The 17,496-nt window shown below is 32.8% G+C and carries 12 protein-coding genes; all 12 read left to right on the forward strand.

Annotation, left to right across the window (positions count from 1 at the left end; translation table 11 throughout):
* Positions 1–61: 61 nt before the first annotated feature.
* The 12 genes from PLD14_01810 (at position 62) to PLD14_01865 (ending at position 17,473) form a co-directional block, all read left to right on the forward strand.
* Positions 62–1,855, forward strand: coding sequence for an efflux RND transporter periplasmic adaptor subunit (locus PLD14_01810; GenBank protein HPR79935.1), 1,794 nt, complete (start codon positions 62–64; stop codon positions 1,853–1,855).
* A 2-nt stretch (positions 1,856–1,857) separates the two neighbouring features.
* Positions 1,858–2,568, forward strand: coding sequence for an ABC transporter ATP-binding protein (locus tag PLD14_01815; GenBank protein HPR79936.1), 711 nt, complete (start codon positions 1,858–1,860; stop codon positions 2,566–2,568).
* Between the two features lies 1 nt (position 2,569).
* Positions 2,570–3,793, forward strand: coding sequence for an ABC transporter permease (locus tag PLD14_01820; protein HPR79937.1), 1,224 nt, complete (start codon positions 2,570–2,572; stop codon positions 3,791–3,793).
* Between the two features lie 17 nt (positions 3,794–3,810).
* A complete protein-coding gene (locus tag PLD14_01825) occupies positions 3,811–4,275 on the forward strand; it encodes a hypothetical protein (GenBank protein ID HPR79938.1) in 465 nt (154 codons plus the stop codon).
* A 192-nt stretch (positions 4,276–4,467) separates the two neighbouring features.
* Positions 4,468–7,566 (forward strand): Ig-like domain-containing protein, encoded by a 3,099-nt coding sequence (locus PLD14_01830; GenBank protein ID HPR79939.1) that lies wholly within the window; start codon positions 4,468–4,470, stop codon positions 7,564–7,566.
* Between the two features lies 1 nt (position 7,567).
* The gene (locus tag PLD14_01835) at positions 7,568–8,905 is read left to right on the forward strand and encodes a HAMP domain-containing sensor histidine kinase (protein ID HPR79940.1); all 1,338 of its coding nucleotides are present in this window, start codon (positions 7,568–7,570) and stop codon (positions 8,903–8,905) included.
* A 15-nt stretch (positions 8,906–8,920) separates the two neighbouring features.
* Positions 8,921–9,214, forward strand: coding sequence for an MscL family protein (locus PLD14_01840; protein HPR79941.1), 294 nt, complete (start codon positions 8,921–8,923; stop codon positions 9,212–9,214).
* A 42-nt stretch (positions 9,215–9,256) separates the two neighbouring features.
* Positions 9,257–10,459, forward strand: a complete 1,203-nt coding sequence (locus PLD14_01845) for a phosphoglycerate kinase (protein HPR79942.1) — start codon at positions 9,257–9,259, stop codon at positions 10,457–10,459.
* The gene (locus tag PLD14_01850) at positions 10,446–11,630 is read left to right on the forward strand and encodes a DHH family phosphoesterase (GenBank protein ID HPR79943.1); all 1,185 of its coding nucleotides are present in this window, start codon (positions 10,446–10,448) and stop codon (positions 11,628–11,630) included. The genes PLD14_01845 and PLD14_01850 overlap by 14 nt, the downstream gene beginning before the upstream one ends.
* Before the next feature lie 87 nt (positions 11,631–11,717).
* On the forward strand, positions 11,718–13,733 hold the full coding sequence (gene uvrB / locus PLD14_01855; GenBank protein ID HPR79944.1) for an excinuclease ABC subunit UvrB: 2,016 nt from the start codon (positions 11,718–11,720) through the stop codon (positions 13,731–13,733).
* Between the two features lies 1 nt (position 13,734).
* A complete protein-coding gene (gene uvrA, locus PLD14_01860; GenBank protein HPR79945.1) occupies positions 13,735–16,275 on the forward strand; it encodes an excinuclease ABC subunit UvrA in 2,541 nt (846 codons plus the stop codon).
* Entirely contained in the window at positions 16,268–17,473 is a 1,206-nt protein-coding gene (locus PLD14_01865) for a UvrB/UvrC motif-containing protein (protein ID HPR79946.1), read from the forward strand. The genes uvrA and PLD14_01865 overlap by 8 nt, the downstream gene beginning before the upstream one ends.
* The last annotated feature ends 23 nt before the right edge of the window (positions 17,474–17,496 follow it).

Here is a 17,496-nt window from a genome sequence, read left to right on the forward strand (position 1 = left end):
TTAATTGAAATAAAAGGTTAGTGGCCTAGGTAATAAATAGTATAGAATAATAAATTAAAACATGGCAAAGATCAAAAACATTATTTCAAACACTATAAATCTTTTTTCAAAAATTAAAACTTTTGCACTGGGCCACAAGATCCTATCGGTGTTTATTTTGGTTGTTATCGTATCATCACCATTTGTTGTTAACTATTTTTTACCCCACAAAACTACTATTAGCTACGTAACCCAATCAGTTAAAAAAGGAAACATTAGTGTTTCTGTCTCTGGAACAGGACAAGTCTCTTCATTAAAAGATGTTGATTTGACTGCTGAAGTTTCAGGAAATATTACAGGTGTCTATGTTATTGGAGGAGAAAAGGTTACCAAAGGAGATGTTCTTTTTAGAATAAATAGTACCGATGGTCAACAAAATGTTAAAAGTGCCGAGATTGCTTTGGAGAGTGCGGAGTTGGCTTTAGAAGAGATGCAAGAGCCAGTCGATGAATTAACTCTTATTCAGGCGGAAAATGCTCTAACCGATGCTCAAGAATCAAAAACTAAAACCGAAAGTAATTTAGAAAAATCATATGACGATGGTTTTACAGATGTGTCTAACGCATTTCTTGATTTACCATCAATAGTGACTGGAATTTATAGTGTTTTGTTTTCTACAACTGCAAGTTCTAATGGTTGTCAACAAAATATAGATTATTATACGACTGCCATTAATTATTACGAAGGAAATGTAACTCAATATAGGGATGATGTATATGATAAATACATAATAGCAAAGAAAAAATACGATGAAGTTCTATCTATTTATAAAACAACCAGTCATTATTCTGATAAAGAAACTATAGAATCTTTAATTACGCAAACTTACGATGCCACTAAAGCTATTGCTGAGTCAATAAAGAGTTCTACTGATTTTATTGAATATTATAAATATATTATGTCAGAAAAACAACAGTCATATAGTTCGGTTGCTACAGCGAATATTTCATCTTTAAGTGGTTATTCAAGTAAGGTCAATAGTCATATTTCGAGCCTTCTTTCCGCCAAGAGCACCATTGAAGACAGCAAAAATAGTATTATTAGTGCTGAAAGATCAATCAAAGTAAAAGAACTATCTTTGGAAAAAGTAAAAGAAGGAGCAACTGATTTAGAGATTAGAACTCAAAAATTAGCCGTAGAGGAAAAAGAACAAAATTTGTCTGAGGCTAAAAATACATTAGCAAAATATACTATTACAGCTCCTTTTAGTGGAACTATCTCTACTGTCAATGTTGACAAGGGTGATACTGCAAATTCAGGGACAATAATGGGTTCAATTATTACTCAAGAAAAGATAGCAACTATTACCTTAAATGAAGTTGATATTGCTAAAGTTAAAGTTGGACAAAAAGTAGATATTACCTTTGATGCTCTTGACGGTGTAACTATTCAAGGAGAGGTTGCTGAGGTTGATGCTGTGGGAACAGTGAGTCAAGGAGTTGTTAGTTATGGTGTTCAAATATCATTTGGTACGGATAACGAAAGTATAAAACCAGGAATGAGTATATCGGCAAATATTATTATTGATTCTGTTTCTGATGTTTTAACTGTTCCAAGTGCCGCAGTCAAAACAGTAGGAGGAAAAAGTTATGTTCAGGTTATGAATAGTAGCGGAAAAATAGAAAGAAAAATTGTTGAGACTGGTTTAACTGACGACGCTACGATTGAAATTAAGAGTGGATTATCAGAGGGTGACAAGGTTGTTACAAGTACCAATAGTGGTAGCGGAACTAAAACAACTACCACCAAAACAACTACCACCACTAATCAGGGAGGACCAGGAGGTGGTAGTGATATGATGATGCTAACAAGATAGATATGATTAAATGTGATAATATTGTAAAAACATATAAGACGGTCGATACAGAAACAGCTGTTTTAAAAGGAGTTTCCTTTGAAATAAAAAAAGGGGAGTTCGTTGCTATTATTGGTCCTTCTGGCTCTGGTAAATCAACCTTAATGCATATTTTAGGAACACTAGACAGGCCAACATCCGGAAAATATTTTTTAAACGGCAAAGATATGCTTAATTTATCTGATGATGAATTGGCCAAGATTAGATCTCAAAGAATTGGATTTGTTTTTCAATCATTTAATCTTTTATCAAGAACTACTGTACTTCGAAATGTCATACTTCCTTTAATTTACGATAGTAGTATTAAAAAGGAAGGCAGAAAAGCAAAAGCTGAGAAAGCATTACTTTCGGCGGGATTAGATAAAGATAGATGGCATCATTTATCAAGTCAATTATCTGGAGGGCAAATGCAAAGAGTAGCTATTGCAAGAGCTTTAGTAAATAATCCAGATTTAATTTTGGCTGATGAGCCAACCGGAAATCTCGATTCTAAAACTGGAGACATAGTGCTTGAAACATTTCAAAAATTAAACAGAGAGTATGGACATACAATTGTTTTGATTACTCACGAGAGATATGTAGCTGACCATGCTGATAGAGTTATTGAATTAAAAGATGGAGTGATAATCGCTGATGGAGAAGCTGATAAATCAACATTATTAAAGAATAAATAATATGGTATTTACTGATTTAATCGAAGAAGTATATATTTCCCTTTCATCTAATAAATCTAGGTCAGGATTAACTATTCTAGGAATTGTTATTGGTATCGCTTCGGTCATTACCATGGTTGCGATTGGACAAGGTTCGACCGCTAGCATTGAAAGTAGTATTCAATCTTTAGGTTCTAATCTTTTAGTAGTTTCCCCTGGATCTTCAAAAAGTTACGGTTCAATGGTGAGGGGTAGTTCTGGTTCAGCGAGTACTTTAACCTTATCCGACGCAGAAGCAATTAAAAGTGAAATTAATAATTTAAAAGCTGTTGCCTCAGTTATTTCTTCTAGAAAGCAAGTGATATATAAAGGAAACAACACTAATACAAGTATTTACGGAATAGATAGTACATATCAAACTGTTAAAAGTTTAGAAATAGCTGTTGGAAGTTTTTTTAATGAAACACAAATAACAAATGTTGCCAAGGTTGCCGTTTTAGGACCGACAACGAGGGATACTCTTTTTGGAGAAAATGTTGATCCAACCGGATTAAAGATAAAGATAGATGGAATAGAATTCACCGTTATCGGAGTGACGACATCGAAAGGAACTTCAGGGATGAATAGTGCTGATGATTTAATATATATTCCCATAACTGTAGCTAAACATTATTTTACTGGAAATAATTCAGTCTCTAGTATTAACGTCGAGGTTTCTGAGGCTAAATATATGGATACTGCCGAGACAGATATTCAAAATTTATTATTAACTAGACACAAGATAGATAGTATTGATTCAGCAGATTTTAGCATTGCTAATCAAGCTGATATTATGAGTACCATGTCTTCAATATCTGGAACATTAACTTTATTATTGGGTGCTATTGCTGGAATATCCCTATTGGTCGGAGGCATTGGAATCATGAATATGATGTTGACTACTGTAACCGAAAGAACAAGAGAGATAGGTTTAAGAAAATCATTAGGTGCTAGAGGTAAGGATATTAATAGTCAGTTTTTAATAGAATCAATTTCCTTGACTTTTATTGGAGGCATCGTTGGAATAATTTTAGGATTAGTAGCTTCCTACTTGGTTTCTAAGTTTGGGAGCACAGCGACAGTTGTCAGTATCCAGTCAGTTCTTTTATCATTTTTTGTATCAGCAGGGATAGGAATTGTGTTTGGATATTATCCAGCCCAAAGAGCTTCTAAATTGAATCCAATAGAAGCATTAAGATATGAATAATAAGTATAAATAAAAAAATGAAAAAACAGTATATTTTAATAATTTTAATAATAATCGTATTAGTAATTGGGGGAGGATTATTTTTCTTTAAGTCTAAACAAGATAATAATTTTAATCCTCAAATGCAAAATATAGAAGAAGTTACTTTAGATTCTTTGTCTGTTGGTAATTGGGTTTCAGTTGTTGCAGAAAAAAACAATGGTTTATATGTTGCTTCAATGATAATGGCATGTGATAGTAAGGATAGTTGTCAAAACGGAAGAACCAATAATCAACCTTCATCGGGGACACCTCCAACAGGTGGGGCTCCAACAGGAGATGTTTCATCAGGGAATGCTCCAATAGATAGTAATGCGGGAAATAAAACAATGTTATCGGGAACAATTACGGAAGTTAATATTGATAATATAGTTTTGAGCTTAGATACAGGAGAAACAACAACGGTATCTGTTTCTGATTCAACTAGGATTATTAAAAGATAAAATTAAAAATAGAAGGCCGGTTTTAAACCGGTCTTTTTGTTTTTTTAAAAATAAAAAAGCTAAATGTGGCTAAATAAGTATTGTTTTATTTCGAAACATATTTTATAATAAAATAATGATTAAATGTTTACAACTTTATTTATTAGGTTAATAATTTAACATCTTTTTTGAGATGTTTTTAAGATTAGATATATGTCAATTAAAAAATTTAATATTTTTCTTTTAATAGTATTTTTCTTTAGTGTTATTTTCTATGGTGGGCGAACAATTATTGATGTTTTTGCGGTAAATACAGATGTTACAGCTCCATCAATTAAAACTGGAAGCGTAATTATAAATCCATCAATTGTCTTGACTGGATCTTATTTTACAATAACCATGACGGTAATAGACGATATTTCAAATATTCAAGCAGCTAATATTATTCTTGAGAGTCCGTCGGGTAACGATATTTTACACGCAGAATCAACCTCTTTAAGTTCTTCAAGTACAAGCACTAGGACTTATACCATATTAATGCCTTCTGGTTATGAAGCGGGAACATGGAAAGTTAGATCAATTTATCTTGCAGATGAACCTGGTAATACAACAACATTATATTTTGGTGATAAGATTGGTTATACCTTTGAAGTAAAAACAGGAACTGAAAATATTCAATCAACTAATCCAATTTGTACTTCATTTAATTATGGAAATTGGTGGAGCTGTCAAGCAGATGAAACACAATTAAGAGCAATTGCTAGCGCCCTTCCTTTTGGTTGCACAGGAGGCAGTCCAGTATTAAAAAATAATCAATGTACATATATTAATAATTGTAGTTCTAGTACTGATGATGCAATAAAAATAAATAATTGTATTTGGAGCGGGGGGGTATGGGACTCAAATACTTGCAACTGTGTTTGTTCAACTAGTTATCATTTTGAGGGAACAAGCTGCTTGTATACACGTACCTGTACAGTTGCTGATTATTCTTCTTGGTCAACTTGTCCTGCGACCGGAGGAACACAAACCAGGACTCTTAATGCTGGCGTAGTCTGTACAGAAACTTCAAGTGTATCCACATCTCAAGCATGTTTAAGTACAACTAATATGATTTCAACAAATGCAACTGCTGCTACTACCACTTCCTTGCGATACTGCACAGCTGCTGATTATTCTTCTTGGTCAACTTGTCCTGCGACCGGAGGAACACAAACCAGGACTCTTAATACTGGCGTAGCCTGTACGCCAACTCCAAATGTGCCTACAACTCAAACATGTACGGTTTCAAATACTATAACTACAACAACCAATAACACATCTACATTGTCGGCCTGTACGACCGCTGATTATTCTACTACTTGGTCAGCTTGTAAGCCAAACAATACTCAAACTAAAACTCTTTTGTCTACTGCTAAATGTTCAGGTCCAACAACTTTATCTCAGTCATGTGAATATAGTTATTGTGATATGACAAATTATTTATTAAATAGTCAAAATAGAGATAGCTGTAAAAATAGTGAAGGAACATGGAATTCAAATACATGTGTTTGTACTTGTCCTGCTAATCATTATCTTGATGGAAAAATTTGTGTATATACAAACATTACTTGTAATGGTTTTGAATATTCTGATTGGAGTGAATGTGTAAATGGAGTTCAAAAAAGAACTATTACAAAGAGAATACCTGATAATTGTTCTAGTGGATTTCCAGAAGCTCTTGAGAAGCAGTGTATAGTTGTTCCTACTTGCACTAAAGATGAATGGACTTGTGGAGAATGGAGTGAATGTTTAAATAATACTCAGAAAAGAATTTGTTCTCTTTCTTATGATTGTGAAGAGGTTATCACCGAGAATCCCTATAAAACAGAACAAACTTGTACCCCTCAAACGGTCAATCATATTTATTGTCAGTATACATATACTCCTTGGGGGGATTGTATTAATGGAATGCAGTATAGGGATATAGCAACTCGTTCACCAGATGGATGCGAGAATACAACAACAGAATCTTTATCAAAAATATGTAATTCATCTTCCTCTTGTCAATATACTTACAGTGATTGGGGAAGTTGTGTTAACGGGAAAAAAACAAGGACGGTTATTTCAAAATATCCGAGCACTTGTACTGACGGTCCTATTCTTGAAGATACATGCGTGGATACTCAAATTTCTGAAGAATGTCTCAATATTGGATGGACTAATTTAAGTGATTGCGAATTATATACTTATAAAGAGAAAGTATTGTCAGACTGTAGGGCTAAGAATTTAACCACCTTTGATAGTTGTCGAGAATATATACTTACATATGGTAAACCGTCTAAATGTAACGAAATAAGTGGATTAGCTTGTGATAACCTAATTAATGATTTTATTCTTTCTGGACTTAAAGATAAAATTTCAACAGTCTCTAAAGAGCAACTTTCTAGTATTGCTGGTAGTGCTGGTATAATTAATGCGCAACAAGGAATTATAACTGTTCAAATTAAATCAACAATTTCAGGAGAACCCACTCAAAGCAAAGAAATTAAAATAGAAGAGATGCCATTAGCCACTAGCAATTCAGATCAAATATCAGTAAATTTAATACCAACAAGTAGTACTTCTTTTCAAGATAGTTTATCTCCAGTTGGTATTACTTTTGATACCGATGGAGACGGTTTGCCTGATGATGTAGAAAAACGCATAGGAACGGATCCTAATAAAAAAGATACAGATGGCGACGGAATTAATGATAATGAAGAACTAAAGAATGGAACAAATCCATTAGATCCATTGGCAAATTCAACTGTAACAGTTTTATCGGGAGTTGATAAAGCATTAGTAGAAGGAAAAACATTAGAACAACCCAAACTTTCTAATTCAACTATTAGTAAAACGTTAACTGTTAATTCAATTGAATCAACTTTAACTGCTGAAAAAAATAATTTAAAACTTCAAGGAAAAGCTGAGCCCAATAAAGTAATTACTTTATTTATTTATAGTGTTATGCCGATTGTGGTAACGGTTCAATCAGATTCGAATGGAAACTGGGTTTATGAATTAGACAAAACTTTAGTTGATGGAACACACGAAGCATATGTGGCAATTAACGATGATGAAGGAAAGATTGTAGAAACCAGCTTACCAACACCTTTTTTCATAGCTCAGGCACAAGCTGTTTCAGTCGATAATTTCATTGCAGCTGGTGATGCTAGTCAAGTTTCTGATAAAACTGACGGAATGATAATATTGTATGTATTAGGAGGATTAATAGTAATATTTATTTTTATTGCTGGGATATTGATTATTAGGCAGAAATATTCTGAATAATATGAATTTTAAATTTTTAAGAGACAACAAACAGGTTGTATATTCCATAGCTTTAATGATTTTAATTCCAGGAGTGATAATTTTGAATACTTGGATATTTTCAACATCTTTTAGAAAAACAATAGATCAAAGTTTACAGGATAAAGCTATTGGTATTGGAGAATCAGTTAATGCTGGACTTTCGAATCAACTTAATTCACCAGAAGAGATGCAGACTTTTATTGATAATTGGAAAGGATATAATAGCGATACAAAATCTTTAGATATTTTTTATCGTGATAATGATACTTTCAAGCTGGTTGCAACAATGAATAATAATGAGAAATTAGGCAAAGAAGATAATTCTTTAGTCTATACTATTGCTTGGAATAATAATTGGCCAAGTGCACAAAAGATATATGAATCAGATGGAACCAATAATCATCGTTATTGGTTGGTTGTTATGCCCCTAAAAGACTTGAATGGACAGAAACAAGCCCTATTATCAATGAAGCTCTCGGCTGATGTTATAGACACAATTATGGCTATTGTTTTAGGTAAGTCGTATTGGATGTTGTTAATAACAATCATTTTTATTGTATTGCTTTTGTTGGTAAATTCTCGTCTTTTTGAATATTCTATTTTGTATAATAAAATTAAAGAGGTTGATGCAATGAAAGACGAATTCATCTCTATGGCTTCTCATGAATTAAGAACCCCAGTGACGGTTATTCGTGGTTATGCAACTATGATGATTGAAGAAGCTCAAAAATTAGGTGTCAACAATGAAGCTAAAGAATATTTATCAATCATAGATGTTTCGTCAGAAAGGTTAAATAATTTAATTGAAGATCTTTTAAATGTTTCAAGAATTGAGCAAGGAAGGTTAAAGATGGATATCAAGGAAATAGAAATATGGCCATTAATTGAAGAAACAATAAAAGAAATGAAAATACAGGCAGACAACAAAGGATTAGTTTTGTCTTGTGTTTTGGAGCCCAATACGAAATCTTTTATTTTTGCCGACAAAGATCGTTTAAAGCAAGTTTTAATTAATATCATCGGTAATTCTATTAAATATACTCCCTCAGGAAGTGTTGAGGTGAAGGCTTTAAATAGAGATAGTAATTTAGTAATAATAATTAAAGATACTGGAATTGGAATGACAGCCAAACAAAGAGAACATCTGTTTGAAAAGTTTTATAGAATTAAGACTAAAAAAACAGAAGACATTGTTGGAACTGGATTAGGTCTTTGGATTACCAAACAAATTATCGAATTAATGAAAGGAACGATCACAATCGATTCAATGGAAAACGTAGGAACACAAGTTACATTAGAATTTCCTTTAATTAAATAATAATAAAATAAAAATATGCTTAAAGATTTTATTGCTTTTCTAAAAGAATACAATATAGTTTCTTTAACAATGGCTTTTATTATGGGGGCAGCCAGTACTAGCTTGGTTAATTCATTAGTTAAAGATATTATTATGCCAATATTTTCTCCCTTGACTTCATCGGGAGATTGGCAGAATGCAGTATTAAACTTGGGGCCAATAAGTATTAAATACGGATCATTCTTGGGAGAACTTTTAAATTTTATAGTTTTGGGATTAGTGATTTTTATTATCGCTAAAAAAATATTAAAAATGGATGCTCCTAAATAATATCTTGATATTTAATCGTTTACCTTGTAAAATATACACAATATGAATAATTTAAGAAATGTAGACGTTAAAGGGAAAAAAGTGTTGGTTAGGGTAGATTTTAACGCTCCCTTAACTAAAGAAGGAGAAGTAAGCGATAATTTTAGAATTAAAAAAGCTATTCCAACTTTAGAATATTTAAGAACTAAAGAAGCAAAAGTTATAGTTATTACTCACTTAGGGCAACCCAAAGGAAAAGATTTAAAATATTCAATTAGGCCTATTGCAAGAAGATTATGGGAGTTAATGGGTGGAAGAATTAAATTTATTAACGATACAATAGGGAAAGCAGTAGAAAAGGAAATTTCCCAGATGAAAGAGGGAGACGTTATAGTTTTAGAAAATTTGAGATTTTACAAGGGAGAAGAAGAAAACAGTGAAGAATTTTCACGTCAACTTGCTCGATTGGGCGATATTTTTGTTCAGGATGGATTCGGAGTTTGCCACCGCTCACATTCTTCAATGATAGGCATAACAAAATTTCTTCCTTCATATCCTGGATTATTACTCGAAGAAGAAATTAGGGTTTTATCTAATGCTTTAGTTTCTCCAGATAGGCCACTGGTTTCAATTATTGGAGGAGCAAAAGTTTCAACCAAAACTAGAGTAATTGAAAGATTGTTAGATAAATCAGATTATTTATTGTTGGGAGGGAAAATTGCTAATTCTCTATTAGTGGCTAAGGGCCAATGTATTAAAGATTTATTGAGCAGCGATGAAGAAAATTTAATGGAAATTGTTAAAGGAATAGATTTGACAAGTCCTAAGCTTCATTTGCCAATTGATGGAATAATGGCTTTGAACAATTTTGACGAAGAATACTCAAGGGTAGGGGCAGTTGGAACAGTAAGGCGAGAAGAAGGAATATTTGATATCGGACCAGAAACAGTAGAAAAATATATAGCTATATTAAGCGAGGCTAAAACAATAATTTGGAATGGACCTTTAGGTTTATTTGAAAAAAAACCTTTTGATAAAGGAACAGTGGATATTGCTAAAATGATAGGAGCAATCAATAGTCAAGTTTTTTCAATTATTGGAGGAGGAGAGACTGTTGAGGCAATACAACAATTAGGAATAGAGGATCAATTTGATCATATTTCAACTGGTGGAGGGGCAATGCTTGATTTTATGGCTGGGAAAGATTTGCCGGGAATAATGGCTTTAGAAGAGAATAGTAATAAAAAGAAAGATGTTGAAGATTAAAAATATTGATAAGGCGGCTGACAGAATAAGAGAAGCAGTTTTAAACAATGAACAAATAGTTATATATGGAGATTCTGATTTAGATGGGATATCTTCAATGGTGATAGTTAAAGAGTCAATAGATAATTTGATTTCTCTGCTTTCCAAAGAGAAGAAAGAATCTTTTCCCACTATTTTTGCTTTTTCTCCAGAAAGAAAAAGCGAAGGGTATGGATTGAATGATAAAGCTTTAGCTTTTATTAAATCAAAAGTTAATAAGGGTTTAATTATCACTCTTGATTGTGGAATAACTAATTTTAAAGAAATCGAAGACGCTAAAAATAGCGGATTTTCTGTTGTTGTAGTAGATCATCATAAGGCGATTGGAGGTATACCCGAAGCAGCAGAGATTGTTGTTGATCCGAAGCAACCAGACGATGACTACCCCTTCAAAGAATATGCTAACGTTGGTATTACTTTTAAATTATCAGAAGAATTATTGGGAGAAAAATTATCACCCATGTTAAGAGATAGTTTTTTAGAATTAACAGCTTTAGCAACCATCTCTGATATGATGCCTGAGGTGGGAGAAAATGAAGAATGGATTAAGGAGGGATTGGAAAAAATAGAATATAGTCAAAGACCAGCAATCAGAGCAATATTTTCAATTCTTAATCCAATGGATTTTGGATCAAAAAGAGATATGGTTTCAAAGATTAATAGCGCCTTAAACTCTGCAACGATTGAAAACCACATTCCTAAACCTTATTTATTTTTAATTGAGTCTGATTTTGATAAAGCTAAACAAGTTGCCCAAGAATTATTTTTAGAAAGTCACGAAAAGCAAAGAGAGATAGCAGTAATAACTAACGATTTAATAGAAAAGATTTCAATGAGCAATAACTCCAGTATTATTTTTGAGGGTTCTCATTTATGGGAGCCAGAATATTTAGGAGCAGCTGCTTCTCGTTTATGCAACTATTTTGAAAAGCCAGTTTTTCTTTATAAAAAAGGAGAGGAATTAAGTAGAGGAACAGTGAGGGTTCCTAAGGGAATGGATGCAGTTCAAGCTATGGAAAGCTGTAAGGAATTATTAGTGACTTTTGGAGGGCATCCTCCCGCAGCTGGATTTACAGTAAACAATAGCAATATTTTTAAATTTGAAGAATGTTTAAAAAAGTATTTTAATTGATATAAAGGAGTAATATTTTATACTAGGAGGCATATTGCCTCCTTTTTGTTTGGATGGTATAATATATTTTCCTAAGTTTTAAAACCTATGGATTTTAAACTAAAAGGGGAAATGAAACCAAAAGGAGACCAGCCTCAAGCTATTGAAAAGTTAGTTCAAGGCTTAAAACAGGGAATGGGAAAACAAACATTGCTTGGAGTTACTGGGTCTGGTAAGACTTTTACCATAGCGAATGTAATAGATAAGGTGCAGAAGCCGACACTGGTAATTTCGCATAACAAAACTTTGGCTGCTCAATTATGTAATGAGTTTAGGGAATTCTTTCCAGATAATGCGGTTGAATATTTTGTATCTTATTATGACTACTATCAGCCAGAAACATATATGGTTCATACAGATACGTATATAGAAAAAGAAGCCCAGATTAATGAAGAGATAGATAGATTAAGACATGCTTGCACTCAAGCATTAATGACCAGAAAAGACGTTATTATCGTTTGTTCTGTTTCTTGCATCTATGGATTAGGTTCTCCCGATGAATACAAGAAAGTAATGCATATTTTTAAAAAAGGAGAAAAGATTAGTCGCAAAGAAGTGGTCAGGAAATTAATTGATTTGCAGTTTGAAAGAACCAATGAAGATTTATTTTTGGGAAAATTTAGATTAAGAGGTCAGGTTTTAGAAATAATGCCAGTAAGCCAAAAAGTAATATATCGAATGAGTATTTCCGATAAAATCGATTCAATAGAATTAATCGACCCGATTAGAAGGAATGTTTTGGAAGAAGTTGATGAGATTTCTTTATTTGCCGCCAAGCACTATGTCTTAAATGACGAAACAAAAAAAGAAGCTTTAAAAGAAATAAGAGAAGAATTAGAAGAAAGGTTAAAGTTTTTTGAACGTGAAGGAAAATTATTGGAACACGAAAGATTGAAAAGAAGAGTCAATTATGATCTAGAGATGATTGAGAATATCGGTTATTGCCAAGGGATAGAAAACTATTCAAGACATTTTGATGGAAGAAAATTAGGACAGCCTCCCTTTACTCTGATAGATTATTTCAAAGCAGCCGATCCTGATTTTTTAACTGTTATCGATGAATCGCACGTTACTGTTCCTCAAATTGGGGGAATGTATTTTGGTGACAAATCAAGAAAGAAGTCTTTAATTGATTATGGTTTTCGTTTGGAGAGCGCATATGATAACCGACCATTGCAGTATTCTGAATTCGAAGCATTAACTAAAAGAAAGATATATGTTTCAGCGACACCAAAAGAAGAAGAACTGAGTCAAAGCGAACAAATAGTTGAACAGATAGTCAGACCAACTGGATTGATTGACCCAGAGGTTATCATTAGGCCGATTACAGCCAAAGGAGGTGATTCTCAGATAGATGACTTGATTAAAAGAATAGAAGATCAAGTTTCCATAAAAGAAAGAACTTTGGTCACTACTCTAACCAAGAGAATGGCTGAAGATTTAACAGATTATCTAGAAAAGAAAAAAATTAAAGTTAAGTATTTACATAGCGATATTAAAACATTAGAAAGAATTGACACAATTACCGAACTAAGAAGAGGAAGCATTGATGTTATTGTTGGAGTCAACCTATTAAGAGAAGGATTGGATATTCCTGAGGTTTCTTTGGTGGCAGTTCTTGATGCTGACAAAGAAGGATTTTTAAGAAACGAAACTAGTTTAATTCAAACTATTGGACGTGCGGCTAGAAATGTTAATGGTCGTGTTGTTTTGTATGCTGACAATATTACCAAATCAATTGAGAAAGCGGTTAGTGAAACCGCCAGAAGAAGAGAGATTCAATTAGAGTATAATAAGGAATATGGAATTACTCCAAAAACTATCGAAAAGAGCATTAAGAATATTTTAGAACAGTTTGGTCTTACTTCAAAACAATTAAAGTCCAAGAAACGTAATCAAAAAATATTAGAGATGGATTTAGAGGGAGATGCTAGATCAATAAAAGAGATACTGAAAGATAAGAAGCTTAAAATGAAGGAAGCGGCTGATAAATTGGAATTTGAATTGGCAGCCATCTTAAGGGATGAAATTAATCAATTGGAGAAAGAGGTAAAAAAAAAATAATATGCAGGATAAAATAATAATCAAAGGAGCAAGAGAACATAATTTAAAGAATGTTTCTCTGGAATTGCCCCGAAATAAAATGGTTGTGTTCACCGGATTGTCGGGTTCGGGAAAATCAAGCTTGGCTTTTGATACAATTTTTGCTGAAGGACAGAGAAGGTATATTGAATCTTTATCCTCATATGCTAGGCAGTTTTTAGGAGGAATGCAAAAACCAGACGTTGATGAAATAGAAGGATTGTCTCCAGCTATTTCAATTAGTCAGAAAGCTCATAGTAGTAATCCGCGTTCCACTGTTTCGACTATCACTGAGATATATGATTATTTAAGAGTTCTATACGCTAGAATTGGAAAACCTCACTGTCCTAATTGCGGGATTAGTATTGAAAAAATGACGACTGATGAGATATTTAAAAAAACAGAAGAGTTACTCAAAGAAGAGGGACCTTTGTTTATTTTATCTCCAGTAGTAAGAGGAAGAAAGGGAGAATATTTTCAAATGCTTCAGGATACTTACGAAGCTGGTTTTTCTGAAGTGAGAATTGATGGGAAGATAAGAAGTATGAAAGAAAGAATACCTTTAGAAAAAGCAAAGATTCATACTATTGAAATTGTAATTGATAAGATATATTTTTCTAAGATTGATGATGATTTTGAATTTAGATTGAATGAAGCTATTGAAACAGCAATTGATATGTCTGATGGTCTTTGTACGATTATTTTCCCCAATAAAGAAGAAAAGATATTCAGCACGCAATATTCTTGTCCTAAATGCGGATTCAGTTTTCCTGAAATAGAGCCGAGATTATTCAGTTTTAATAGTCCATATGGTGCTTGTCCTGAATGTAATGGATTGGGGACTGAAAATCCTTTTTCAACTAATCCTTGTCCAGTTTGCGAAGGAAAGAGATTAAATAATAATGCTTTATCGATTAAAGTTAATAATAAGAATATTTGGGAGGCAACCAATATGACCGTTGAGAAGGCTTTAGAATTCTTTTCTAAAACAGGAGAAGAGATAAGCAAGAAAGATAAAGAAATTGCTGAGGTTATTTTTAATGAGATAAAGAATAGACTTCAATTTATGATTGACGTTGGTTTGCACTATATCACTCTAAATAGAATGTCCGGAACTTTATCGGGTGGAGAATCGCAAAGAATCCGTTTAGCTTCACAGGTTGGAACTAAATTAGTCGGAGCATTGTATGTTTTGGATGAACCGACCATCGGATTACATCAGAGAGATAATGAAATGTTGGTTAAAACATTAAGAAATCTATGTGATATTGGAAACAGCATTATCGTTGTCGAGCATGATGAAGATACGATTATGACCAGTGATTGGGTTGTTGATTTTGGTCCTCGAGCCGGACAACATGGGGGAGAAATAATGTTTTCTGGTCCTTTAAATAATTTATTGTTAAAAGGAAAAGAGACTTCAAATTGCAAACAATATGGAAGTGCTCAGAAATCTTTAACCGGAAAGTATTTAAGAGGAGAAGAAAAGATAGAAATACCTAAAGAAAAAAGAGGGGTTCACAGTGCTATGCCGAAATTGAAAATTATTGGTGCTACGGAAAATAATTTAAAAAACATTAACGTTGACATTCCTTTGGGCAGGCTAGTTTGCTTGACCGGTGTTTCTGGTTCAGGAAAATCAACCCTAATGAATAATATTATATATAAATACGTAACCGGAAAACTTAATCGTTTTAAAAGGGACATCAAAGTAAAGGAAATTAAAAATATAGAATATTTAAATAGGGTAGTTAGAGTGGATCAGTCTTTGATTGGCCGTTCTTCTCGTTCTAATCCAGCTACCTATACTAAGGTTTATGACGAGATAAGAAATTTATTTTCTGTAACTCCCGAAGCAAGAATGAAAGGATATAAGCCGGGAAGGTTCAGTTTTAATCGTCCAGGAGGAAGATGTGAGAATTGTGAAGGAAAGGGAACCTTGGAAATAGAAATGCATTTTTTGCCTAACGTTGAAGTGGTTTGTGATGTTTGCAAGGGACGTAGATTTAATAAAGAAACTTTAGATATTCACTATAAGGAAAAGAATATTTCAGATGTTTTAAACATGACCATTGAAGAAGCGGTAGAATTCTTTAAGGATATTCCTTTTATTTACGACAAACTTAAAGTTTTAAATGAGGTTGGTTTAGGATATTTAACTTTAGGTCAGCCAGCAACAACTTTGTCGGGCGGAGAATCGCAAAGAATAAAATTAAGTAGAGAATTATCAAAACAAGGAACAGTTAAAACATTGTACTTATTAGATGAACCGACAACCGGGCTTCATTATGACGATATTAAAAAATTAATGATTCTTTTGCAGAAATTAGTTTCTCAAGGAAACACAGTGATGGTGATTGAGCACAATTTAGATTTTATCAAGTGTGCTGATTGGATTATTGATTTGGGACCTGAAGGTGGGGATGAAGGAGGAAAAGTAGTGGGAGAGGGAACTCCCGAAGAATTATCCAAGATGCCGACTTGGACTGGTAAATATTTAAAGAGAGTTTTTAAAAATGTCTAATTGGCAAAACAAAATTAAAAAAATACCAGAAACTCCCGGGATTTATCTTTTTTATAAAGGAAAAGAGCTTGTTTATATTGGCAAAGCTACTTCTTTGAGAAATAGAGTTAAAAGTTATTTAAATCCCAAGACATTACGTCCAATAGAGGTTTTAATGAAGAATGTGAGTGATGTTAAATGGAAAACAACAGATTCAGTTTTGGAGGCTGTTATTCTCGAGGCTAACTACATTAAGGAATTTAAGCCAAAATACAACGTCAAAGAAAAGGATGATAAGAGTTGGAACTTTTTTGCCATAACCAAGGAAGAATTTCCTAAGTTGATTGCAGTCAGAGAACATAATTTAAAAAAAGAAAATTATTTGTATACCTTTGGACCTTACGCCGAAATGAAGACTGCACAGATTTTAAAACTTCTTCACTTTTTATTTAAAGTTTCGAGATGTAATTCTAGTCAAAAAAAACCTTGTTTTGATTATCATTTGAATAATTGTTTGGGAGTTTGCACAGGAGAAATATCTGCTCGTGAATACAAAGAAAAAGTCATTAAACCTTTAGTGGTATTTTTGAGGGGAAAGAAAAAGAGATTAATATCTTCTCTGGAGAAAAAAATGAGAGAAGCCTCAAAAAAAGAAGACTTTGAAGAAGCTAAAAGATTAAGAGATCAGATTTTTTCATTGAATAAAATAAGGGATTTTGCCTTGCTTGATAAGAGTTTTTTGATTAGTGAAAAAAAGGAAGAAAAATCTTTAAGAATCGAAGGCTATGATATTTCTAATTTAGGGAGCGAAGCAATGGTTGGAAGCATGGTCGTTTTTAATGAGTCCGGACCATTGAAGAGCGAATACAAGAAATTCAAGATAAAAAGCGTTTTCGGACAAAGCGATGTGGATTGTTTAAAAGAAATTTTAGAAAGGAGGTTAAAACATTCTGAATGGCCGATGCCAGATTTAATTTTAGTTGATGGAGGAAAACCTCAAGTCAATGCAATTAATAATATTTTAAAGAATAATAATTTAGATATTGATGTGGTTGGCATTGCCAAAGGGCCGGAAAGGAAAAAGAACGAATTCTTTTTTAATAAAAATAATAAATTTATTTTAAATAACGAAAATCTTTTAATTAGAGTAAGAGATGAGGCTCATCGATTTGCTATTAACTATCAAAGAGAACTGAAAAGACGTAGCTTGACTTCTTGATTGTCTTTGATAATGTGTGATTA

This window comes from Candidatus Pacearchaeota archaeon (assembly GCA_035404185.1).
In the GTDB taxonomy this organism is placed as follows: Bacteria; Patescibacteriota; Minisyncoccia; order Minisyncoccales; family Minisyncoccaceae; genus UBA2211.

Coding starts and splice junctions, on each gene's coding strand:
- PLD14_01810 (HPR79935.1), top strand. CDS start 62: ATGGCAAAGATCAAAAACATTATTTCAAACACTATAAATCTTTTTTCA.
- PLD14_01815 (HPR79936.1), top strand. CDS start 1,858: ATGATTAAATGTGATAATATTGTAAAAACATATAAGACGGTCGATACA.
- PLD14_01820 (HPR79937.1), top strand. CDS start 2,570: ATGGTATTTACTGATTTAATCGAAGAAGTATATATTTCCCTTTCATCT.
- PLD14_01825 (HPR79938.1), top strand. CDS start 3,811: ATGAAAAAACAGTATATTTTAATAATTTTAATAATAATCGTATTAGTA.
- PLD14_01830 (HPR79939.1), top strand. CDS start 4,468: ATGTCAATTAAAAAATTTAATATTTTTCTTTTAATAGTATTTTTCTTT.
- PLD14_01835 (HPR79940.1), top strand. CDS start 7,568: ATGAATTTTAAATTTTTAAGAGACAACAAACAGGTTGTATATTCCATA.
- PLD14_01840 (HPR79941.1), top strand. CDS start 8,921: ATGCTTAAAGATTTTATTGCTTTTCTAAAAGAATACAATATAGTTTCT.
- PLD14_01845 (HPR79942.1), top strand. CDS start 9,257: ATGAATAATTTAAGAAATGTAGACGTTAAAGGGAAAAAAGTGTTGGTT.
- PLD14_01850 (HPR79943.1), top strand. CDS start 10,446: ATGTTGAAGATTAAAAATATTGATAAGGCGGCTGACAGAATAAGAGAA.
- uvrB (HPR79944.1), top strand. CDS start 11,718: ATGGATTTTAAACTAAAAGGGGAAATGAAACCAAAAGGAGACCAGCCT.
- uvrA (HPR79945.1), top strand. CDS start 13,735: ATGCAGGATAAAATAATAATCAAAGGAGCAAGAGAACATAATTTAAAG.
- PLD14_01865 (HPR79946.1), top strand. CDS start 16,268: ATGTCTAATTGGCAAAACAAAATTAAAAAAATACCAGAAACTCCCGGG.